General features: G+C 47.4%; 14 protein-coding genes. 9 read left to right on the top strand and 5 right to left on the bottom strand.

The genetic code is table 11. From position 1 onward, the window contains the following. From A0G03_RS10935 to tyrR, 6 genes are all read left to right on the top strand, one after another. Positions 1 to 306: a PTS sugar transporter subunit IIB gene (locus tag A0G03_RS10935; RefSeq protein WP_048259885.1), complete on the top strand. Its 306-nt coding sequence runs from the start codon at positions 1 to 3 to the stop codon at positions 304 to 306. Between the two features lie 26 nt (positions 307 to 332). Further along, positions 333 to 1,622 (top strand): PTS sugar transporter subunit IIC, encoded by a 1,290-nt coding sequence (locus A0G03_RS10930; protein ID WP_048259886.1) that lies wholly within the window; start codon positions 333 to 335, stop codon positions 1,620 to 1,622. Between the two features lie 32 nt (positions 1,623 to 1,654). After that, positions 1,655 to 1,960, top strand: a complete 306-nt coding sequence (locus A0G03_RS10925) for a PTS lactose/cellobiose transporter subunit IIA (RefSeq protein ID WP_048259887.1) — start codon at positions 1,655 to 1,657, stop codon at positions 1,958 to 1,960. Between the two features lie 72 nt (positions 1,961 to 2,032). Continuing rightward, positions 2,033 to 3,034 carry a LacI family DNA-binding transcriptional regulator gene (locus A0G03_RS10920; RefSeq protein WP_080965236.1) on the top strand — a complete coding sequence of 334 codons (1,002 nt, stop codon included), beginning with the start codon at positions 2,033 to 2,035 and terminating at the stop codon, positions 3,032 to 3,034. Between the two features lie 139 nt (positions 3,035 to 3,173). Continuing rightward, on the top strand, positions 3,174 to 4,718 hold the full coding sequence (locus A0G03_RS10915) for a M20/M25/M40 family metallo-hydrolase (RefSeq protein WP_048259889.1): 1,545 nt from the start codon (positions 3,174 to 3,176) through the stop codon (positions 4,716 to 4,718). 136 nt (positions 4,719 to 4,854) lie between these two features. After that, entirely contained in the window at positions 4,855 to 6,423 is a 1,569-nt protein-coding gene (gene tyrR / locus A0G03_RS10910; RefSeq protein WP_048259890.1) for a transcriptional regulator TyrR, read from the top strand. Positions 6,424 to 6,478: 55 nt separating this feature from the next. On the opposite strand, the gene A0G03_RS10905 is transcribed toward tyrR, so the two are convergent. From A0G03_RS10905 to mpaA, 4 genes are all read right to left on the bottom strand, one after another. After that, positions 6,479 to 8,593: a calcium-binding protein gene (locus tag A0G03_RS10905; protein WP_048259891.1), complete on the bottom strand. Its 2,115-nt coding sequence runs from the start codon at positions 8,591 to 8,593 to the stop codon at positions 6,479 to 6,481. A 30-nt stretch (positions 8,594 to 8,623) separates the two neighbouring features. Further along, a complete protein-coding gene (locus A0G03_RS10900; protein ID WP_131701681.1) occupies positions 8,624 to 9,403 on the bottom strand; it encodes a hypothetical protein in 780 nt (259 codons plus the stop codon). Positions 9,404 to 9,780: 377 nt separating this feature from the next. Beyond that, entirely contained in the window at positions 9,781 to 10,284 is a 504-nt protein-coding gene (gene tpx / locus A0G03_RS10895) for a thiol peroxidase (protein ID WP_005972398.1), read from the bottom strand. 79 nt (positions 10,285 to 10,363) lie between these two features. Beyond that, complete coding sequence (gene mpaA / locus A0G03_RS10890; protein WP_048259893.1) at positions 10,364 to 11,083, bottom strand: murein tripeptide amidase MpaA; 720 nt, start codon at positions 11,081 to 11,083, stop codon at positions 10,364 to 10,366. A gap of 165 nt (positions 11,084 to 11,248) precedes the next feature. Between mpaA and A0G03_RS10885 the strand changes: the two genes are divergently transcribed. The 3 genes from A0G03_RS10885 (at position 11,249) to A0G03_RS21870 (ending at position 14,742) form a co-directional block, all read left to right on the top strand. Then, complete coding sequence (locus tag A0G03_RS10885; protein WP_048259894.1) at positions 11,249 to 12,865, top strand: peptide ABC transporter substrate-binding protein; 1,617 nt, start codon at positions 11,249 to 11,251, stop codon at positions 12,863 to 12,865. Positions 12,866 to 13,016: 151 nt separating this feature from the next. Continuing rightward, positions 13,017 to 14,000, top strand: coding sequence for a zinc transporter ZntB (gene zntB, locus A0G03_RS10880; RefSeq protein ID WP_048259895.1), 984 nt, complete (start codon positions 13,017 to 13,019; stop codon positions 13,998 to 14,000). A gap of 565 nt (positions 14,001 to 14,565) precedes the next feature. After that, positions 14,566 to 14,742: a hypothetical protein gene (locus tag A0G03_RS21870; protein WP_167389297.1), complete on the top strand. Its 177-nt coding sequence runs from the start codon at positions 14,566 to 14,568 to the stop codon at positions 14,740 to 14,742. Between the two features lie 120 nt (positions 14,743 to 14,862). On the opposite strand, the gene ttcA is transcribed toward A0G03_RS21870, so the two are convergent. Then, on the bottom strand, positions 14,863 to 15,798 hold the full coding sequence (ttcA, locus tag A0G03_RS10870) for a tRNA 2-thiocytidine(32) synthetase TtcA (RefSeq protein ID WP_048260542.1): 936 nt from the start codon (positions 15,796 to 15,798) through the stop codon (positions 14,863 to 14,865). Positions 15,799 to 16,274 lie beyond the last annotated feature (476 nt).

Here is a 16,274-nt window from a genome sequence, read left to right as displayed (position 1 = left end):
ATGAAAAAGATATTTCTCTGCTGTAACGCAGGAATGAGCACATCCATGCTCGTAAAAAAAATGAAAGAAGCCGCAGCGGCAGAAAATATTGATGTGGAACTGGCGGCGCTTCCTTTAGAGAAATTTAACGAAGGAATCGAACAGTACGATCTGTGTTTATTGGGGCCTCAGGTTAGATATAAACTGGATGAATTTAAGAAGATTGCTGCACAGAAAAACAAAAAAGTGGAGACAATAAATCCAATGGATTACGGCATGATGAAAGGCGACAATGTACTTAAATTCGCCCTTGGTCTGCTTTCATAATATTTTGCTAACGCCAGGGGATGATAATGAGTATCTATAATAATGTGATCTCTTTTATTGAAAGAAAAATAGCACCTTTAGCCGGGAGCATCGGTGGGCAACGGCATGTTCTTGCCGTTCGCGATGGCTTTATTTCTGCTATGCCTTTCATGATTGTCGGCAGTTTTCTGATGATTATGGCGTTTCCGCCTTTTTCAAAAGATACGACGTTCGCGCTAGGACAGATGTGGGTGGAGTTTGCGACCAACAATAAAGACGCAATCATGATGCCATTCCGCATGACAATGGGGATAATGACGATCTATATTGCTGTTGGGATCGGGTACAACCTTTCTCAGGGGTATAATCTTAGCCCACTGATGGGCGGATTACTGTCACTCTGTTCTTTCCTTATTGTTGCTGCACCCTTTACCAATGGTAGTATTCCAGCGGCATTTATGGGTGGCACCGGTATTTTTACGGCATTGATGACATCGATATATTCAGTCGAGCTGATGCGGTTTTTAAAAACTAGAAACCTGACTATTCGTTTGCCTGAACAGGTGCCTGAAAAAATCGCTCAGTCATTTGAATTGCTTGTGCCAGTGTTGGTGATGATCGCGACGTTATATCCGTTATCACTGCTGGTTCAGCATTTTACTGGGATGCTGGTGCCTGAAGTGATTATGGCCGCCTTCAAACCCTTTGTTGCCGCGTCCGACAGTTTAACCGCCATACTCATCTGTGTGTTGATTTCCCATCTTTTATGGTTCTGCGGCATTCACGGTGCGGCTATCGTGACCAATTTACTGCAACCCTTCTGGCTGGCAAATATCGCAGCAAACCAAACGGCGCTGGAATTGGGGCAGGTGCTTCCCCATAGCTTCGTTGATCCATTCTGGCGATTCTATATCGTTATTGGTGGCTGTGGCTCCACGCTTGCGCTCGTCATCATGTATTTGCGTAGCCGTTCCGCGCATCTACGTTCGATAGGAAAATTGAGCGTTGTTCCTTCTTTTTTTAATATCAATGAACCCGTTATTTTTGGTTCGCCAATTATCATGAATCCTTTGATGCTGATCCCTTTTGTGGGTGCGCCGCTAATTAATGCAACGGTAGCCTGGTTTGCATTGAGCTCAGGGTTTGTTGATAAGCCGATGTCTATTGTTCCCTGGACGACACCTTCTCTTTTAGGGGCTCCGTGGGCAGCAGGGTGGTCTATTGGACCAGTCATCTTAGTGCTGACTAATTTCGCTATTTCTTGTGTGATATGGCTTCCCTTTTACAAGGCGTATGAAAAGCAGCTATTAGCGCAAGAAGCAGAATCTAAAGCGTAAAAAATCATTTAATTTTGAAAGAGGATGACGTTATGGATCTTGAATTGGAAATAATGGAGATCATTACCAATGCGGGAGAAAGTAAAAGCGAAGCAATGATCGCATTACAGCATGCGAAAAAAGGCGAATGGGAAGCCTGCGATAATGCATTGATTCGTTCGCGAGAAGCGGCAAGCCGGGCACATTTAGTGCAAACTAAATTGATCGGCATGGATGAAGGGGAAGGAAAAATTCCTGTAACATTAGTTATGGTTCATGCACAGGATCATTTAATGACATCCATGCTGGCAAATGACTTAATCAAAGAAATGATTGAACTCTACCGCGATAAAGTGTAATAGTTTCAGTTAATTTGATAGTAAATAAGCAGTGTCGCAGTCAGGCATTGCTTTTCTTTATAATGGAATTCTATGTCAACAATAGTCGATGTTGCCCGGATGGCAAATGTGTCGCGTGCAACGGTAACTCGCGTACTTAACGAGCCGGAAAAAGTTAAGGAAGAGACAAAGTTACGCGTCGAGAATGCCATCAAGCTATTGAACTATAAACCCAATTTAAGCGCCCGCTCATTGGTAAGCAAAAGTAGCGGCGTGATAGGCATGCTTATTCCTAACAACGTGTCAGGCTTCTTTGGTTCAGTGATGAGCGCAGTGCATAAAGAAGTGAATGCCAAAGGCAAAATGCTTATGGTGCTGGAAAGTGCCGGGCAAGATGAAGAAGAAAATGCATTAAGAAAATTGGATGAAATCAACTGCGATGGATTTCTTCTCTACACCCGCCATTTATCAACCGAAACGATTAAAGCCTATACTGAAAATAAACCTGTAGTATTGCTCGATGCTTCTGGTTCGGCGGATATTTATTCCGTTTCATTCGATCATTATTTATCGGCATTTGATGCTACAAATAAATTGATTGCGGCAGGTCATAAAAAAATCGCCGTAATTGGTGGGCCGGAATCACGCCATAGCGCGACCCAACGTTTAAAAGGCTGCATTGATGCTATCCGAGCGGTTAATAAAACGTGGGGAGACGAATATTATATCCAAGGCAGTTACGATCATGTCTTCGGTGAAGAAGCAACATTAACATTAATACAGCGGAAGCTAGATATTACGGCCATTGTCTATTGTGGTGAGCGTGCCTGTTCGGGCGGATTAAAAACGCTACGCTTACAGGGTTTGTCTGTTCCTGACGATATTTCGGTCATTTCTTTTGATAGCTTTGGGCTCACTGAATATTTGGCACCACATATTGATAGTGTAGTGTATCCGGTAAAAGAAATGGCGGAGTATGGGGCAAGAGAGATTCTTATGAAATTGACGCGTAAGGATTATCTTATACAGTCGCGACAGTTTCCTCATTCCTTCATCCAAGGGCAATCTATTAGCCAGGTACGTGACGAGCCGTGATCGTACGTTAATCGGCAGTCCGTTATTATAGAGAACGGCAATAGAGAACAGGCAGAATACTGGTATAACACGGAGTACCGTTGTTACAGAATCGTGTGTAGGATAAATACTTCTCATTTCTGTATAACAGGACGTTTTTATGATTCTCGGTAAAAAATTGACGCTGGCGGCGCTGTCGCTGTCAGCAGCCATTCTCTGTTTGCCTGCCAGCGCGCAGCTGGTACTGGCACCTGCCGATGCTGAACGTTACGCGCAAAACAGCTTCCCTGAATATCTCGAATTACTGACGCTGCAAAATGATGCCGCCGTGCCTGCGGATATCCAACGTAATGCCGACTGGTTGGAAAAGGCGTTCCAGAAGCGCGGGTTTAGCACGCAAACGTTGACGAATGGCGATAAACCGCTGGTTTATGCTGAGTTTGGTGCTGCAAAGCCCGATCGTAAAACTATCCTGTTATACATGCATTTTGACGGGCAGCCCGTGAATCCGTCCGAGTGGCAAACGCCGCCGTGGCAGCCTGTGCTAAAAGAAAAAGATGCCGCCGGAAAATGGCAAATGCTGCCTGAGTCGCGTCTTCTGAAAGGCGATATCAACCCGGAATGGCGCATTTTCGCCCGTGCATCGGCCGATGATAAAGGGCCGATCGTGATGTTCCTCGCGGCAATGGATGCGATGAAGGACAAGGGTGTAGAACCTGCGGTCAACATCAAAGTGCTGCTGGATTCTGAAGAAGAAAAAGGCTCACCCGGCCTGACGACGGTGATGGCCGAGCATCTGGCGCTGCTGAAAAGCGATGGCATGGTGATTTATGATGGTGCGATGCCGTCCAGCAATCGCCCTGGCATCAACTTTGGCAATCGTGGCTCAATCCAGATCGACATGACGGTTTTCGGTGCGAATGCCGCAGCCCACAGCGGTGGCTATGGGAATGTCATTCCAAATCCGGTGCAAAATTTGGTTACGTTGCTGGCCAGTATGAAAGATGCGGACGGCAAGGTCACGATCCCCGGTTATTATGACCGCGTTACGCTCAGCGATAGCGATAAAAAACAGGTAGCCGAGACGGCACCTCCTGCTGGCTCACTGGAAAAACGCTTTGGCCTCGCGCAGTTGGATAAGGTTGCAGGCAATGCGGCAGAGGCGGTGCAGTATCCTTCGCTGGATATTCTCGGCATTAAAGCCGGTGACACAGGAAAGAAAGCCTCTAATGCCATTCCATCAACCGCGACCGCCAGTGTGAATATTCGCACTGTACCGGAAACACCGCCGGATAATATGTACGCGCTTTTACGCCAGTACATTGCCAGCAAAGGTTTTCATATCATTGCAGGCGAATCGCCTACACAGGCAGAACGCGAGCAGTATCCGCATCTGATTTCACTTCACCTGACGGCCTATCCGAGCAGCGCCTATGCGGCCAGAACCGAGATCGACTCACCGTTGGGTCACTGGGCTGTCGCTACCACAACGGCACCGCGCGGTATCGCTCCGGAGAAAAACCGTATGATGGGCGGTACGCTGCCGATGAGTGGTGCGGTCAGCGTGTTGAAAGTGCCGTACGTGATCGTCCCTCTGGTTAATGCCGATAATAATCAGCATAGTTTTGATGAGAATTTACGTCTCGGTAACTATCTGGAAGGCATACGGACCATTGTGGCGATGGCAACCACGCCGCTGTCTTAACCCCGTTTCGTTATTGACGTGGAAAAAACGTACAGATGTGTCAACTTTTGCTGCCACTTTACTTCATCCGGTGCAAACGAAAGGGTATTATCAGTAGCAATAGCCATGTCGTGTCTCTTGAAGAAGGTAGCCGTTGATGCATCTGGAAGTTATTTGTGAAGACCGCATTGGTATGGTCCGTGAGTTGTTAGATCTGCTTGCGTCACGCCATATTGATTTACGCGGCATCGAAATTGCGACTATTGGCCGTATTTACCTCAATTTTGCCACCCTCGATTTTGATGATTTCCGTCCACTGATGACGGAAATCCGCCGTATTGAAAGCGTCAGCGATGTGCGCACCGTGGCGTTTATGCCATCTGAACGTGAACATCGCGCGTTGAATGCGCTGCTGGAGTCGATGCCTGAGCCGGTGTTCTCGCTGGATATGAAAGGGAAACCTGAACTGTTTAATCCGGCCGCGCTGGCGCTGTTTGAACAATCGGCAGAAACCATCAGCGAATTGACGATTGCCACGATGATCCCCGGATTCAATTTCACCAACTGGCTGGAGAAGAGCAGCTCGGTCGTCGCGGAGCGCGTGGTGATTCGTGGTCAAGATTTCTTGCTGGAGATGACGCCCGTCCGTCTGGAAGATGATGCTGGTAACGTGGCAACGGCAGGCGCACTGGTGATGTTGAAATCGGCTGCTCGCATGGGCCGACAGTTACAGAATCTCGTCGTAAACGATGATAATGAATTCGATCACATCGTTGCTGCTAGCCCGAAAATGCGTCAGGTGGTTGAGCAAGCACGCAAGCTGGCGATGCTGGATGCGCCGCTGTTGATCGTGGGTGACACAGGGACGGGCAAGGATATGTTGGCGCGAGCCTGCCACCTGCGTGGGCCGCGTGGCAAAAATCCTTTCCTGGCGCTGAACTGCGCAGCATTGCCCGATGATGTAATGGAAAGCGAGCTGTTCGGCCATGCTTCCGGCGCGTATCTCAATGCGCAGGAAGGTAAGAAAGGATTCTTCGAGCAGGCGAACGGCGGCTCGGTTCTGCTGGATGAAGTCGGTGAAATGTCGGCACAGATGCAGATTAAACTGCTGCGTTTCCTGAATGATGGGACATTCCGCCGCGTGGGCGAAGATCACGAAGTTCATGTGGATGTGCGGGTGATTTGCGCGACCAAGAAAAATCTGCTGGAACTGGTGCAGCGCGGGGAATTCCGTGAGGATCTTTATTATCGCCTCAACGTGCTAACGTTGATGTTACCGCCGTTGCGTGAACGTCCGGCCGACATTATGCCGCTGGCTGAACTCTTTGTGGCGCGTTTTGCCGACGAACAGGGAATTCCTCGTCCCAAACTGGCAGCGGATGTGGAACATTTCCTGCCACAGTACGGCTGGCCGGGTAACGTTCGGCAGTTGAGAAATACCATTTATCGCGCGCTGACGCAGTTGGAAGGTAGCGAATTGCATATGCAGGACATCGATCTCCCGGCGTTTTCGATTGATGCACCACAAGATGAAACCTTGCTGGATGGTTCGCTGGATGACATCAACAAGCGTTTTGAGCGCTCCGTGCTGACTCGTCTTTATCAATCTTATCCAAGCACACGTAAGCTGGCGAAGCGGCTAGGTGTATCGCACACGGCGATAGCCAACAAACTGCGGGAGTATGGACTCAGCCAACGCAAACCTGCGGGGGATGACGAAGAGTAAATAACAAAACGGCTGCTTGCGCAGCCGTTTTGTTATGAGAAGGAGGATAGTAGATTCAGGCATACCACAAATCAGAAGATGTAGGGAGCGTGAAGCGATCTGTAATCATTTCTGAGTGTAATTGAACGTATTGGTCAACGAGCTGATCCATATTACTGGCATGTGAAGCAGCGGCATTCGAATAGTTAGGAACAACGAGAGACTTAAATTTTAATCCAAGATCGCCAGCATCATAGTTTTCAATAATGGCTTCTGCGGGATCCAGATTAGCAAAAGAAGCCGATACGAGCAGCGTTGTTCCGGACAAAGTATAACGAACAATAAATTGATCGCCCAACGTTTCATCAATCATATTCCTGCTTCCCCCAAGCGCAGGCGAAAAATTCATAGGGTTAGGGATAGCAGGATAAAACACAGCGGTATCACCATCTTGAAGCGCGACTTCTCCTCCGGGGTTTGACGAATTACTGCGAACAATAAATCCACCTTTTAATTCTATACCGAGGTCTCTTTGGTTAGTTAACTGATTTATAGAGGAAAGATTAATGTAAAGTTTGTCATTGCTATCAGCATCTTTGATAGTGTTCACACCCTGAGTGATAACGAATTTATCTGCACCTCCGTTGCCGTAAATAATGTTATCTCCTCTTCCGCCAATAATAATATTATTTTCACTATTGCCATATAAGATATCATCAAATGATGTGCCAATAATATTCTCTATATTTCTGATTGTCAGGGATCCTTCACCTTCGAAGGGGATGACTATTTCGTTACCGACTAATGAAAGATCAACGCCATGGTTAATATGGGAAAGGTCAATAGTATCGCCATACCCAGTTGTAGAGCCTAATAAATCCACGATGATGTTTTCATTAGATACAGGACGTTCCTTTATAATAATAGTGTCAGAGTTACTTGTCCCTTCGAGTTTCTCTATGCTATAAGCATAATCATGACCTTTATAAATACTATACCCTTCAGATGGCGATTTATCGACAGAGAATCTCCAGTTATACAGAGGACTGTCTATTTCTTCAAAAATAATACTGAGTTTCAGCGGTACGGTGTTATCTCCACCATCGCGAGTAGCATGATATGATAACGTGTCATAACCCATCCCACCATCAATAAGTGCGCTGCCGGGGATAAGGCCTAGATAGGTCGTAGGGACGCCAAGAATGTTGTCATTTCCTATACCGGCATGCACGATGTAATTAAGATAGTTTGCTCGGTCACCTATCCAAAAGTCCTTATAATCGTCATCGCCTTGACTACCAGATGAAAAGCCTAAATTTGTAGTTTGAAATAAGACTTTATCATAAGGTAGTTTATTACCAGCTAAAAATGGGTGATCGGTTGGTAGTGCGTACGTTGCACTAATAAAGTTATTGGTTTTTTCGATAATTTCTTGCTGTGATTTATCGACGTTTTCAAAGCTGCGAATAACGGCGTAAATAGATTCTAGCAAGTTATAACTATCAATGGTTTCTTGGTTAGCCTGAAGTGCGGAAATCAAGTCATAAGTTCCGCTATGCTCTTTTATGACGCGATCGACAATACCACTCCCAGTCCGTATTTCTGCATTAACTTCCTCTGTGGTTAATAACCACTCTTCATAAAACCGATCATAGCCTAAGAAAGAGAAAAGCATTGTGCCAGCCCAGCCTGTAAAGTCGCCTTCTGGATAAATATCACCCTGAAACACTTTTCTAGCAGCTTCACCACCGTCTAATACGCCTAGCCCCTCTAATCCGGGAAGTAAGCCATTGTGGTTAAGTATATTTCTAACCAACTCAAACCCTATATTGTTTGATGCCTCATTGATTTTATTATTAAGTATACTTAATTCGAGTTCGTTCAGTTCTCCATAACGTAATTCATACTGTATCTTGGTATAATTCCTAATGAAAACGGAATATACGCTTGAGTCGTTATTGACTTCACGAGCACCCTGTAACCAAGTATAGACCTTAAAATAATCACCAACATTTATGCTAGGTACAGGAATATAACTGAGGATTTTATCATATAGCGGAACAGCGAGCGATTTCTCTCCTGTGCCAGATTGGATTAGCTGTTTATCAAGTAATGTTCTAAGCTCTTTCTGTTGTGGTTCAGATAGAATGAATCCGCCATTTCCGTAATGATATTCATAGGTGATCGCCATATATCTATCTCCATGTAATATAAGATTAAATTAGGGGGCGCTCTTCTTCCAGGGATAATCTTTAACCATCGCCTGTTCTAATTCGGCTCTCAGATGTTTATCAAAGTTAATAACCTGAGTAAGCGGTAATTCTGTTGGTTTAAACTCATAGCTAAGGTTCACCGTAGGGGAAATTTTATAACCGACTTCGCAGTCGGTTCCTCCAGAAATGGCAAACATACAAAAAATAGCGAGTCTCTTATTAAACGGAGCAGAATATACCTCAGGATCAATCAGCCAGCTTCCTGCCTCCTCCACGTCATATCGATCCGGGCGTTCAGGATTCTTCTCAAATAAACAGGCCGTCATGTTGGGAATCAGACCTGTCTGTTTTAAGCGATTTTCACACATCTTGTCATGGCGCTCGTCTAGATGGAGCCCCCAATGACTCGGCGTTGAACTGAATAGCTGAAGTTTCCGTAACGGCCAGACTTTTGGCCAGTCAGGACGATCGCCCAACTTTCCGTTGAAATTGCGGCTGAACAATAAACTTTGCTGGCTTAGCGGATTGCCTTTACAGCCAAGAGGCTCGCTAGGATCGGGCGGGAGTAGCAGAGTTTCGCCATCGCGTAAAACAGGATCGTGCAGGATACTGAGCTGATCGATAGAAATATGGAATACCGTATCACGTAAGGCAACATAAGCTTTGCCCTCTGGATCCGGATCGTGGCATTTTTGTGGATCAAACGTGAATGCCGCCTCGCTGTTTTGGCTAAAAGCGAGGCCAGAAAATAAAACGGCTACTTGAAGGGGAATTAATAATTTTTTCAACAGCAATCACTCCTTTGAATAAAGCTACCGCTATACCCTAAATAGTTATAGCTACAGCCAACACGCATGCATCTTGATGTATGATGGGTATATGAGGGAAATCCTTATCCTTTGTTTTTATAAAGTAACGGCTCGATGGATATTACAGGAAGTGCAACATGTATTTTATGCAGAGTAATATCAACGAATCTATTCATATCATAAGAACGATAAGAAAAGTATTAAGAAAAGTTCATGATCTGCTAGAAATTAACACATGGAATAACCCATGTTTATTTGTGGAATAAAGCTTTGATGAATAAAAAGTAAAATAACAAAACGGCTGCTTGCGCAGCCGTTTCTTCACTATCATCAGTATGAATAACTGACGGTATGGCTTATTTCAAAACAGCCAATGCGGCGTCATAGTCAGGTTCAGTGGTGATTTCATTCACCAGTTCGCTATGCAGCACGTTGTCGTTTTCATCCAGCACGACGACAGCACGAGCGGTCAGACCCTTCAATGCACCATCAGCAATAGCAACGCCGTAGCTTTCTTTGAACTCACCGCCACGCAGAGTAGACAGTACAACCACGTTGTTCAGGCCTTCTGCGCCGCAAAAACGGGACTGTGCAAACGGCAGGTCGGAAGAGATACACAGCACAACGGTGTTATCCAGTTCAGAACCCAACTGGTTAAATTTACGCACGGACGCGGCACAAACACCGGTATCGATGCTTGGGAAAATGTTCAGGATTTTGCGCTTGCCAGCATAGTTGCTGAGTGAAGCATCTGACAGGTCTTTAGCTACCAGAGTGAATGCTGGCGCTTTGCTTCCTTTGGCCGGGAATGACCCAGCTACTGGCACAGGATTGCCTTGAAAATGTACGTTCTGTGACATGTTTGCGTCCTTAATTACAGGTGATTAACACGCTGCTCAGTTTAGGGCAACATTAGCAACATTGGTATAAAAATTACGATTAAAATTGCTGGCTTAGCAACGCAACCATCGCGTTGAGGTAGCATTCGCTGGCCGCATCTGCCGAGATTGGCGGAAGCTCAGCGGTAATGCAATGGAGTGAACGATCGGCGCACCAGCTTCCGAAAGAGCCCGGTGTGTCGTAACCGATGCTGGACACTAATGGTAGCTCGCACTGTTGCGCTAACCATCGACCCAGTTCGGAATCGTGTGGATCTTCAATACACGCGAGCGGCTCATGAAAAGAGACAACCCAGCGAGGATTAAGTTTCTCAATCAGTGTGCAAAGGGCTTTCGTTTCCGGCTCTGAACCTGCGGTTTCACCGGTCGATAGCTCGACATCACGTTCATCTGCCGCGCTATTCCAACGATATACCGTATTTCCCGGTTGCCAGTTACTGGCTGGAAAATTGCGATTGAGATCGACACCGTTAGCATTGGCACGCAGGCCCAGCTGGCAGCCATCGGGATTGACCGCAAGAATAACGTGATGGCGGCGCTGTCCTGAAAATAGAGTACGAAGCGCGCAAGATAACGCCACAACCGCCGCGGTTTCATCACCGTGCATCCCGGCAATAATCAGCCCGCTTTCTGAAGGCGCTAATTCAGCGGGAAAATAGAGTAGCGGTGCGCCCAGTAGCGATTTCCCATAAGGTTCGCCCAGCGATGGCAAATTACCTCGTTGCTGACGTGCCTGAAGAGGAATGATTGTATTTTCCATGATATCGCCCAGTGGTTACCTATGCGTTTCATCATAAAAAAATCGCCCCAGAGACGCAAACGGTGATGTGGATTGACAAATTGCAGGCGTATCGCTGGATGATAGCGATGATTTCTGACTATTATATTCTTCAATCAATTCATTACGCTTTCAGGTCAACTCATCATGCACTATGGATATTCTGCATTTTATGCCGCGTTGATGGCGGCCATGACAGGCAACGCTGTCGCGGCGCAGGTTCCGGCGGGAACGGTTCTGGCTGAAAAACAGGAAATCGTCCGCCACATTAAAGATGAACCCGCTTCTCTCGATCCGATAAAAGCGGTGGGGCTGCCGGAAGCACAGGTGGCGCGCGATCTGTTTGAAGGGCTAGTTAATCAGGATGCCAAAGGAAATATCATCCCAGGCGTAGCGCTGCGCTGGCAGACGACCGATAACCGTACGTTTATCTTTACCCTGCGTGATAATGCCCGCTGGTCTAATGGTGAACCCGTTACGGCAAACGATTTTGTCTACAGTTGGCGTCGCTTGGTCACCCCTGAAAACAGCTCGTCATTCGCCTGGTTTGCTCGGCTCGCGGGGATTCAGAATGCCGAACAGATTCTTGCGGGCAAGATGCCCGCCGATCAACTTGGCGTGACGGCCGTTAATGATCACACGCTGAAAGTACAACTCAGCAAGCCAGTACCTTATTTTGTCAGCCTGACGGCAAATTTCAGCCTGTTTCCAGTCCATCAAGCCACGGTAGAAAAATTCGGGAACGACTGGACGAAGCCGGGAAATCTGGTCGGAAATGGTGCATTTAAGCTGGATCATCGCGTTGTTAATGAGAAACTGGTACTTACGCAGAATCAATATTATTGGGATAACGCCAATACGCGCCTGACAAAGGTGACATTTGTTCCGATCAATCAGGAATCGAACGCGACTAAACGCTATCTTTCCGGGGATATTGATATCACCGAGTCATTCCCTAAAAATCTGTATCAGAAGCTGCTGAAAGATTTACCCGGTCAGGTTTATACGCCGGATCAGCTTGGCACCTATTACTACGCGTTTAACACGCAACGTGCGCCCACCAGTGATGTGCGGGTACGAAAAGCACTGTCTTATGCCATCGACCGTAAAGTGATTGCCGAAAAAGTGCTGGGCACAGGGGAAAAACCGGCTTGGCACTTTACGCCTGATGTCACCGCAGGCTTCAAACCGACGGAAAGCCTGTTGCAGCAATACTCTCAAGATGAGTTGGATGCGCAGGCCAAAGCGCTGATGGCGGCCGCAGGTTATGGCCCAAATAATCCGTTGAAACTCTCGCTGTTGTACAACACCTCGGAAAGCCACCAGAAGATCGCGATTGCCGTAGCTTCCATGTGGAAGAAAACGCTGGGAGTAGATGTACGCTTATCCAATCAAGAGTGGCAAACCTACATCGACAGCCGCAATAGCGGTAATTTTGACGTCGTGCGTGCGTCCTGGGTCGGTGACTATAACGAACCCTCGACGTTCCTTTCTCTGATGACATCACACCACAGCGGGAATATCGCACGCTTTAAAAGTGCGAATTACGATCGTGTGCTGGATGAAGCCGGTAACCAGACTAACCCGCAGGCGCTGAATATAGACTACAACCGGGCAGAGCAGATATTGATGGATGAAGCGCCGATTGCGCCGATCTATCAATATACCAACGGGCGCTTGATTAAGCCGTGGGTGAAGGGTTATCCGATTACTAACCCTGAAGATGTGGCATACAGCCACACGCTCTACATCGAAAAGCATTAAGTACGAATACATTGAATAATGTAGCAATAAAGCCGGAGCGGCCATGATGGTCCTTCCGGCTGCTAGAACGCAGAGCGGGTAGTAAAAAACGTATAGTAAAAGAATGAATAATAGGTAAAGAACTGATAGCAAAAACCGTTGGAGGCAAGACGTGGAATCCTTAGCAGGAGAAGAGTTGCAACACAGCGGTGCGGTTCATGCGTATCAGTTGGACGGAAAGGGGGGGATTACCCCGATTGGTGAGCAGGAGGTTGTCAACAGCGAGAAACCCTGCTGGCTACACTTGGATTCTACACTGCCAGCCAGCGCACGCTGGTTGAATAAAACGACAGTGGTACCCGATAGCGTACGTAATGCGTTGGCGGGGGAAAGCGTCCGCCCCAGAGTCACGCGTTTGGGGGAAGGTACGCTGATCACGCTGCGCAGCATTAACCTGAATGCCAATGCGCGGCCAGATCAACTGGTGGCCGTTCGGGTGTTCATTACCGACAAGCTGATTATCTCTACCCGTCGCCGTAAGATTCTGGCTATCGACGAAATTCTTACCGACCTGAAGGAAGGCAATGGCCCGACAGACAGCGGAAACTGGCTGGTTTCCATCGCGGAAGCGTTGACCGATCATACCAGCGAGTTTATTGATGATTTGCATGAGAAAATCATCGATTTGGAAGACGACTTGCTGGAACAAAAGATTCCGCCACGCGGCGAGCTCGCGCTGATTCGCAAACAGCTTATCGTGTTACGCCGCTATATGACGCCACAGCGCGATGTCTTCTCGCGTATTTCCGGCGAGAAGCTGCCCTGGATGCAGGATGACGACCGCCGCAGAATGCAGGAGATCGCCGATCGATTAGGGCGTGGGCTGGAGGATTTGGATGCCAGCATTGCTCGTACCACGGTGCTATCGGATGAAATTACCGCCTTGATGACCGAAGCCATGAACCGCCGTACCTATACGATGTCGCTTTTGGCGATGGTTTTTCTGCCGACGACGTTCTTAACCGGTTTATTTGGCGTCAATTTGGGGGGGATTCCCGGTGGCGATGCGCCGTTTGGCTTTGTCACGTTCTGCCTGATGTTGGTGATATTGGTTGGCGGCGTTGCATGGTGGTTAAAACGCAGTAAATGGCTATAGGGGCTTGCAGTGATTGGGTGCGCAGAGAATCACAAACTGTTGCGAACAACTAAAAAACCACGCGTAAATTGAGCAATATCAACATTTTTTACCTTGTTGTGCGGCACTATCATTCCCGCAGGTGAATGCAACGTCAAGCGATGGGCGTTGCGCTCCATATTGTCTTACTTCCTTTTTTGAATTACTGCATAGCACAATTGATTCACACCATGCCGACAGTTTTGTCGGCTTTTTTTTGTCCCTCGATCCTGCTCCTTCCTGATTCACCCCAAGCGGCGTTGTAAAATGCCTTTGGCATTTTATTATAGTGGGCTAACGCGCCACACCCTTCGGGCCGTCGCAAGCGACGTTGTAAAATGCCTTTGGCATTTTATTATAGTGGGCTAACGCGCCACTCCCCTTCGGGCCGTCGCAGGCGACGTTGTAAAATGCCTTTGGCATTTTATTCATTAGCTTACTACGCTTAAAGGGAAGCGCTGGTGCTGCTCGGCCAGCTGTAACGCATGTCTGTACTGCTTCAGTAGCTGGATTTGCCTTAACATTATCCAACACCGAGGAGGAAAATATGCGCATTCAAAGCGCGATGGATTACCTGCAAGCCGACACGGTTCCGGTTGAACCGATTCCTATTGTACCGAACGACCCGTCACCTTATCCGCTTCCCGATCCACCGCCCATTCCTGACCCATCACCAACAGGGCCAGAACATGAACCTATTACCGAACCACCGCAAGATAGATAGCGGCACGGTATTCGGTGGAAAACGGAAATAAAAAACACGGTGGTGAAACAGTAATTGCTGCTTCTTGCCACCGTGTCCCTATTCTTAACGGTAATGCCATTTTGGGCGATAACGCCGCGCTTATTTTATTTCCAGCACGTCAAGACGGGTAATTGACGGTATTTCGTCATCGTCTTCCGGTTGCCAGCCAGCAGGCTGTAACGGTAGTTCTTCGCGGTCGAAAGCCAGATCGCCACCATCCACGACTTCACTACCGTGACGAATGCTTTTGAAATCAAACAGCGCGTGATCGGCGAGATGAGAAGGAACAACGTTCTGCATAGCGCTGAACATGGTTTCAATACGGCCAGGGTGGCGTTTATCCCAGTCGCGCAGCATGTCTTTAATCACCTGACGTTGCAGATTGGGCTGCGAACCGCACAAGTTACACGGAATAATCGGATATTGACGAGCTTCAGCAAAGCGTTCGATATCTTTTTCACGGCAGTAGGCAAGAGGGCGGATGACGATATGTTTGCCGTCGTCGCTCATCAGCTTCGGTGGCATACCTTTCAGTTTGCCGCCGTAGAACATATTCAGGAACAGCGTTTGCAAAATATCGTCGCGGTGGTGACCAAGGGCGATTTTTGTCGCACCGAGTTCCGTCGCGGTACGATATAAAATCCCGCGGCGCAGACGTGAGCACAGCGAGCAGGTCGTTTTCCCTTCTGGGATCTTGTCTTTCACAATTCCGTAGGTATTTTCTTCGACGATCTTGTATTCCACGCCGATGGTATCAAGGTATTGCGGCAGAACATGTTCCGGGAATCCTGGCTGCTTCTGATCCAGATTCACTGCGACCAGAGAAAAGTTAATTGGCGCACTTTGTTGTAGATTGCGCAGAATTTCCAGCATGGTGAAGCTATCTTTCCCGCCGGACAGGCACACCATAATGCGGTCGCCTTCTTCAATCATATTAAAATCAGCGATAGCTTCGCCGACGTTACGACGCAGGCGCTTTTGCAATTTGTTGAGGTTGTATTGTTCTTTCTGGTTAGTTTGTTGATTTTCTTGCATTTTATTCTGTGCTCGTTGCAAAGGCATTGCGGATGGAAAACGGTTCAGCGCAGAAGCCAACACGGTCTGCACGATCATGGCGTGTATGGTACGGATTACGGCGACGAATACCAGATCGTTTTACCGTGGTGTTCCTAATTACCATATGAGTGAGGGCGTTGCTGCTTTGTGCTCGTCTGTAGGGAAGTTGTCGCGTAACGTCTGTTGCGGTTTGATACTTAGGTCGTGAAAATGAGGGTGTTTATTTAAATGACATCATGGTTAAGGCCGGATTTACGATCTTTACCGAATCCTGATGACGGCACGCTAAAACAGTGCTGGGGCATTGTGTTTTCCAATAGGAGGGGAAAAGTGGCTGATATGAAAGAAATTATTAAAAATGAAACTTTGGGTGATGTTCTTACGGTTTTCGCATTAACATCAGATTATCGACAATTGGATAGACTTTATACCTATACTAATTTCGATGTTGTATC

Source organism: Pectobacterium peruviense (assembly GCF_002847345.1).
Lineage (GTDB): Bacteria > Pseudomonadota > Gammaproteobacteria > Enterobacterales > Enterobacteriaceae > Pectobacterium > Pectobacterium peruviense.
This window is presented reverse-complemented; position numbering and strand designations above follow the sequence as displayed.

Bases quoted from the DNA above. Each gene is read 5' to 3' on its own strand.
- A0G03_RS10915 (WP_048259889.1), top strand. From the start codon at position 3,174: ATGATTCTCGGTAAAAAATTGACGCTGGCGGCGCTGTCGCTGTCAGCA.
- A0G03_RS10925 (WP_048259887.1), top strand. From the start codon at position 1,655: ATGGATCTTGAATTGGAAATAATGGAGATCATTACCAATGCGGGAGAA.
- tyrR (WP_048259890.1), top strand. From the start codon at position 4,855: ATGCATCTGGAAGTTATTTGTGAAGACCGCATTGGTATGGTCCGTGAG.
- A0G03_RS10935 (WP_048259885.1), top strand. From the start codon at position 1: ATGAAAAAGATATTTCTCTGCTGTAACGCAGGAATGAGCACATCCATG.
- A0G03_RS10930 (WP_048259886.1), top strand. From the start codon at position 333: ATGAGTATCTATAATAATGTGATCTCTTTTATTGAAAGAAAAATAGCA.
- A0G03_RS10920 (WP_080965236.1), top strand. From the start codon at position 2,033: ATGTCAACAATAGTCGATGTTGCCCGGATGGCAAATGTGTCGCGTGCA.
- tpx (WP_005972398.1), bottom strand. From the start codon at position 10,284: ATGTCACAGAACGTACATTTTCAAGGCAATCCTGTGCCAGTAGCTGGG.
- A0G03_RS10905 (WP_048259891.1), bottom strand. From the start codon at position 8,593: ATGGCGATCACCTATGAATATCATTACGGAAATGGCGGATTCATTCTA.
- mpaA (WP_048259893.1), bottom strand. From the start codon at position 11,083: ATGGAAAATACAATCATTCCTCTTCAGGCACGTCAGCAACGAGGTAAT.
- A0G03_RS10885 (WP_048259894.1), top strand. From the start codon at position 11,249: ATGCACTATGGATATTCTGCATTTTATGCCGCGTTGATGGCGGCCATG.
- ttcA (WP_048260542.1), bottom strand. From the start codon at position 15,798: ATGCAAGAAAATCAACAAACTAACCAGAAAGAACAATACAACCTCAAC.
- A0G03_RS21870 (WP_167389297.1), top strand. From the start codon at position 14,566: ATGCGCATTCAAAGCGCGATGGATTACCTGCAAGCCGACACGGTTCCG.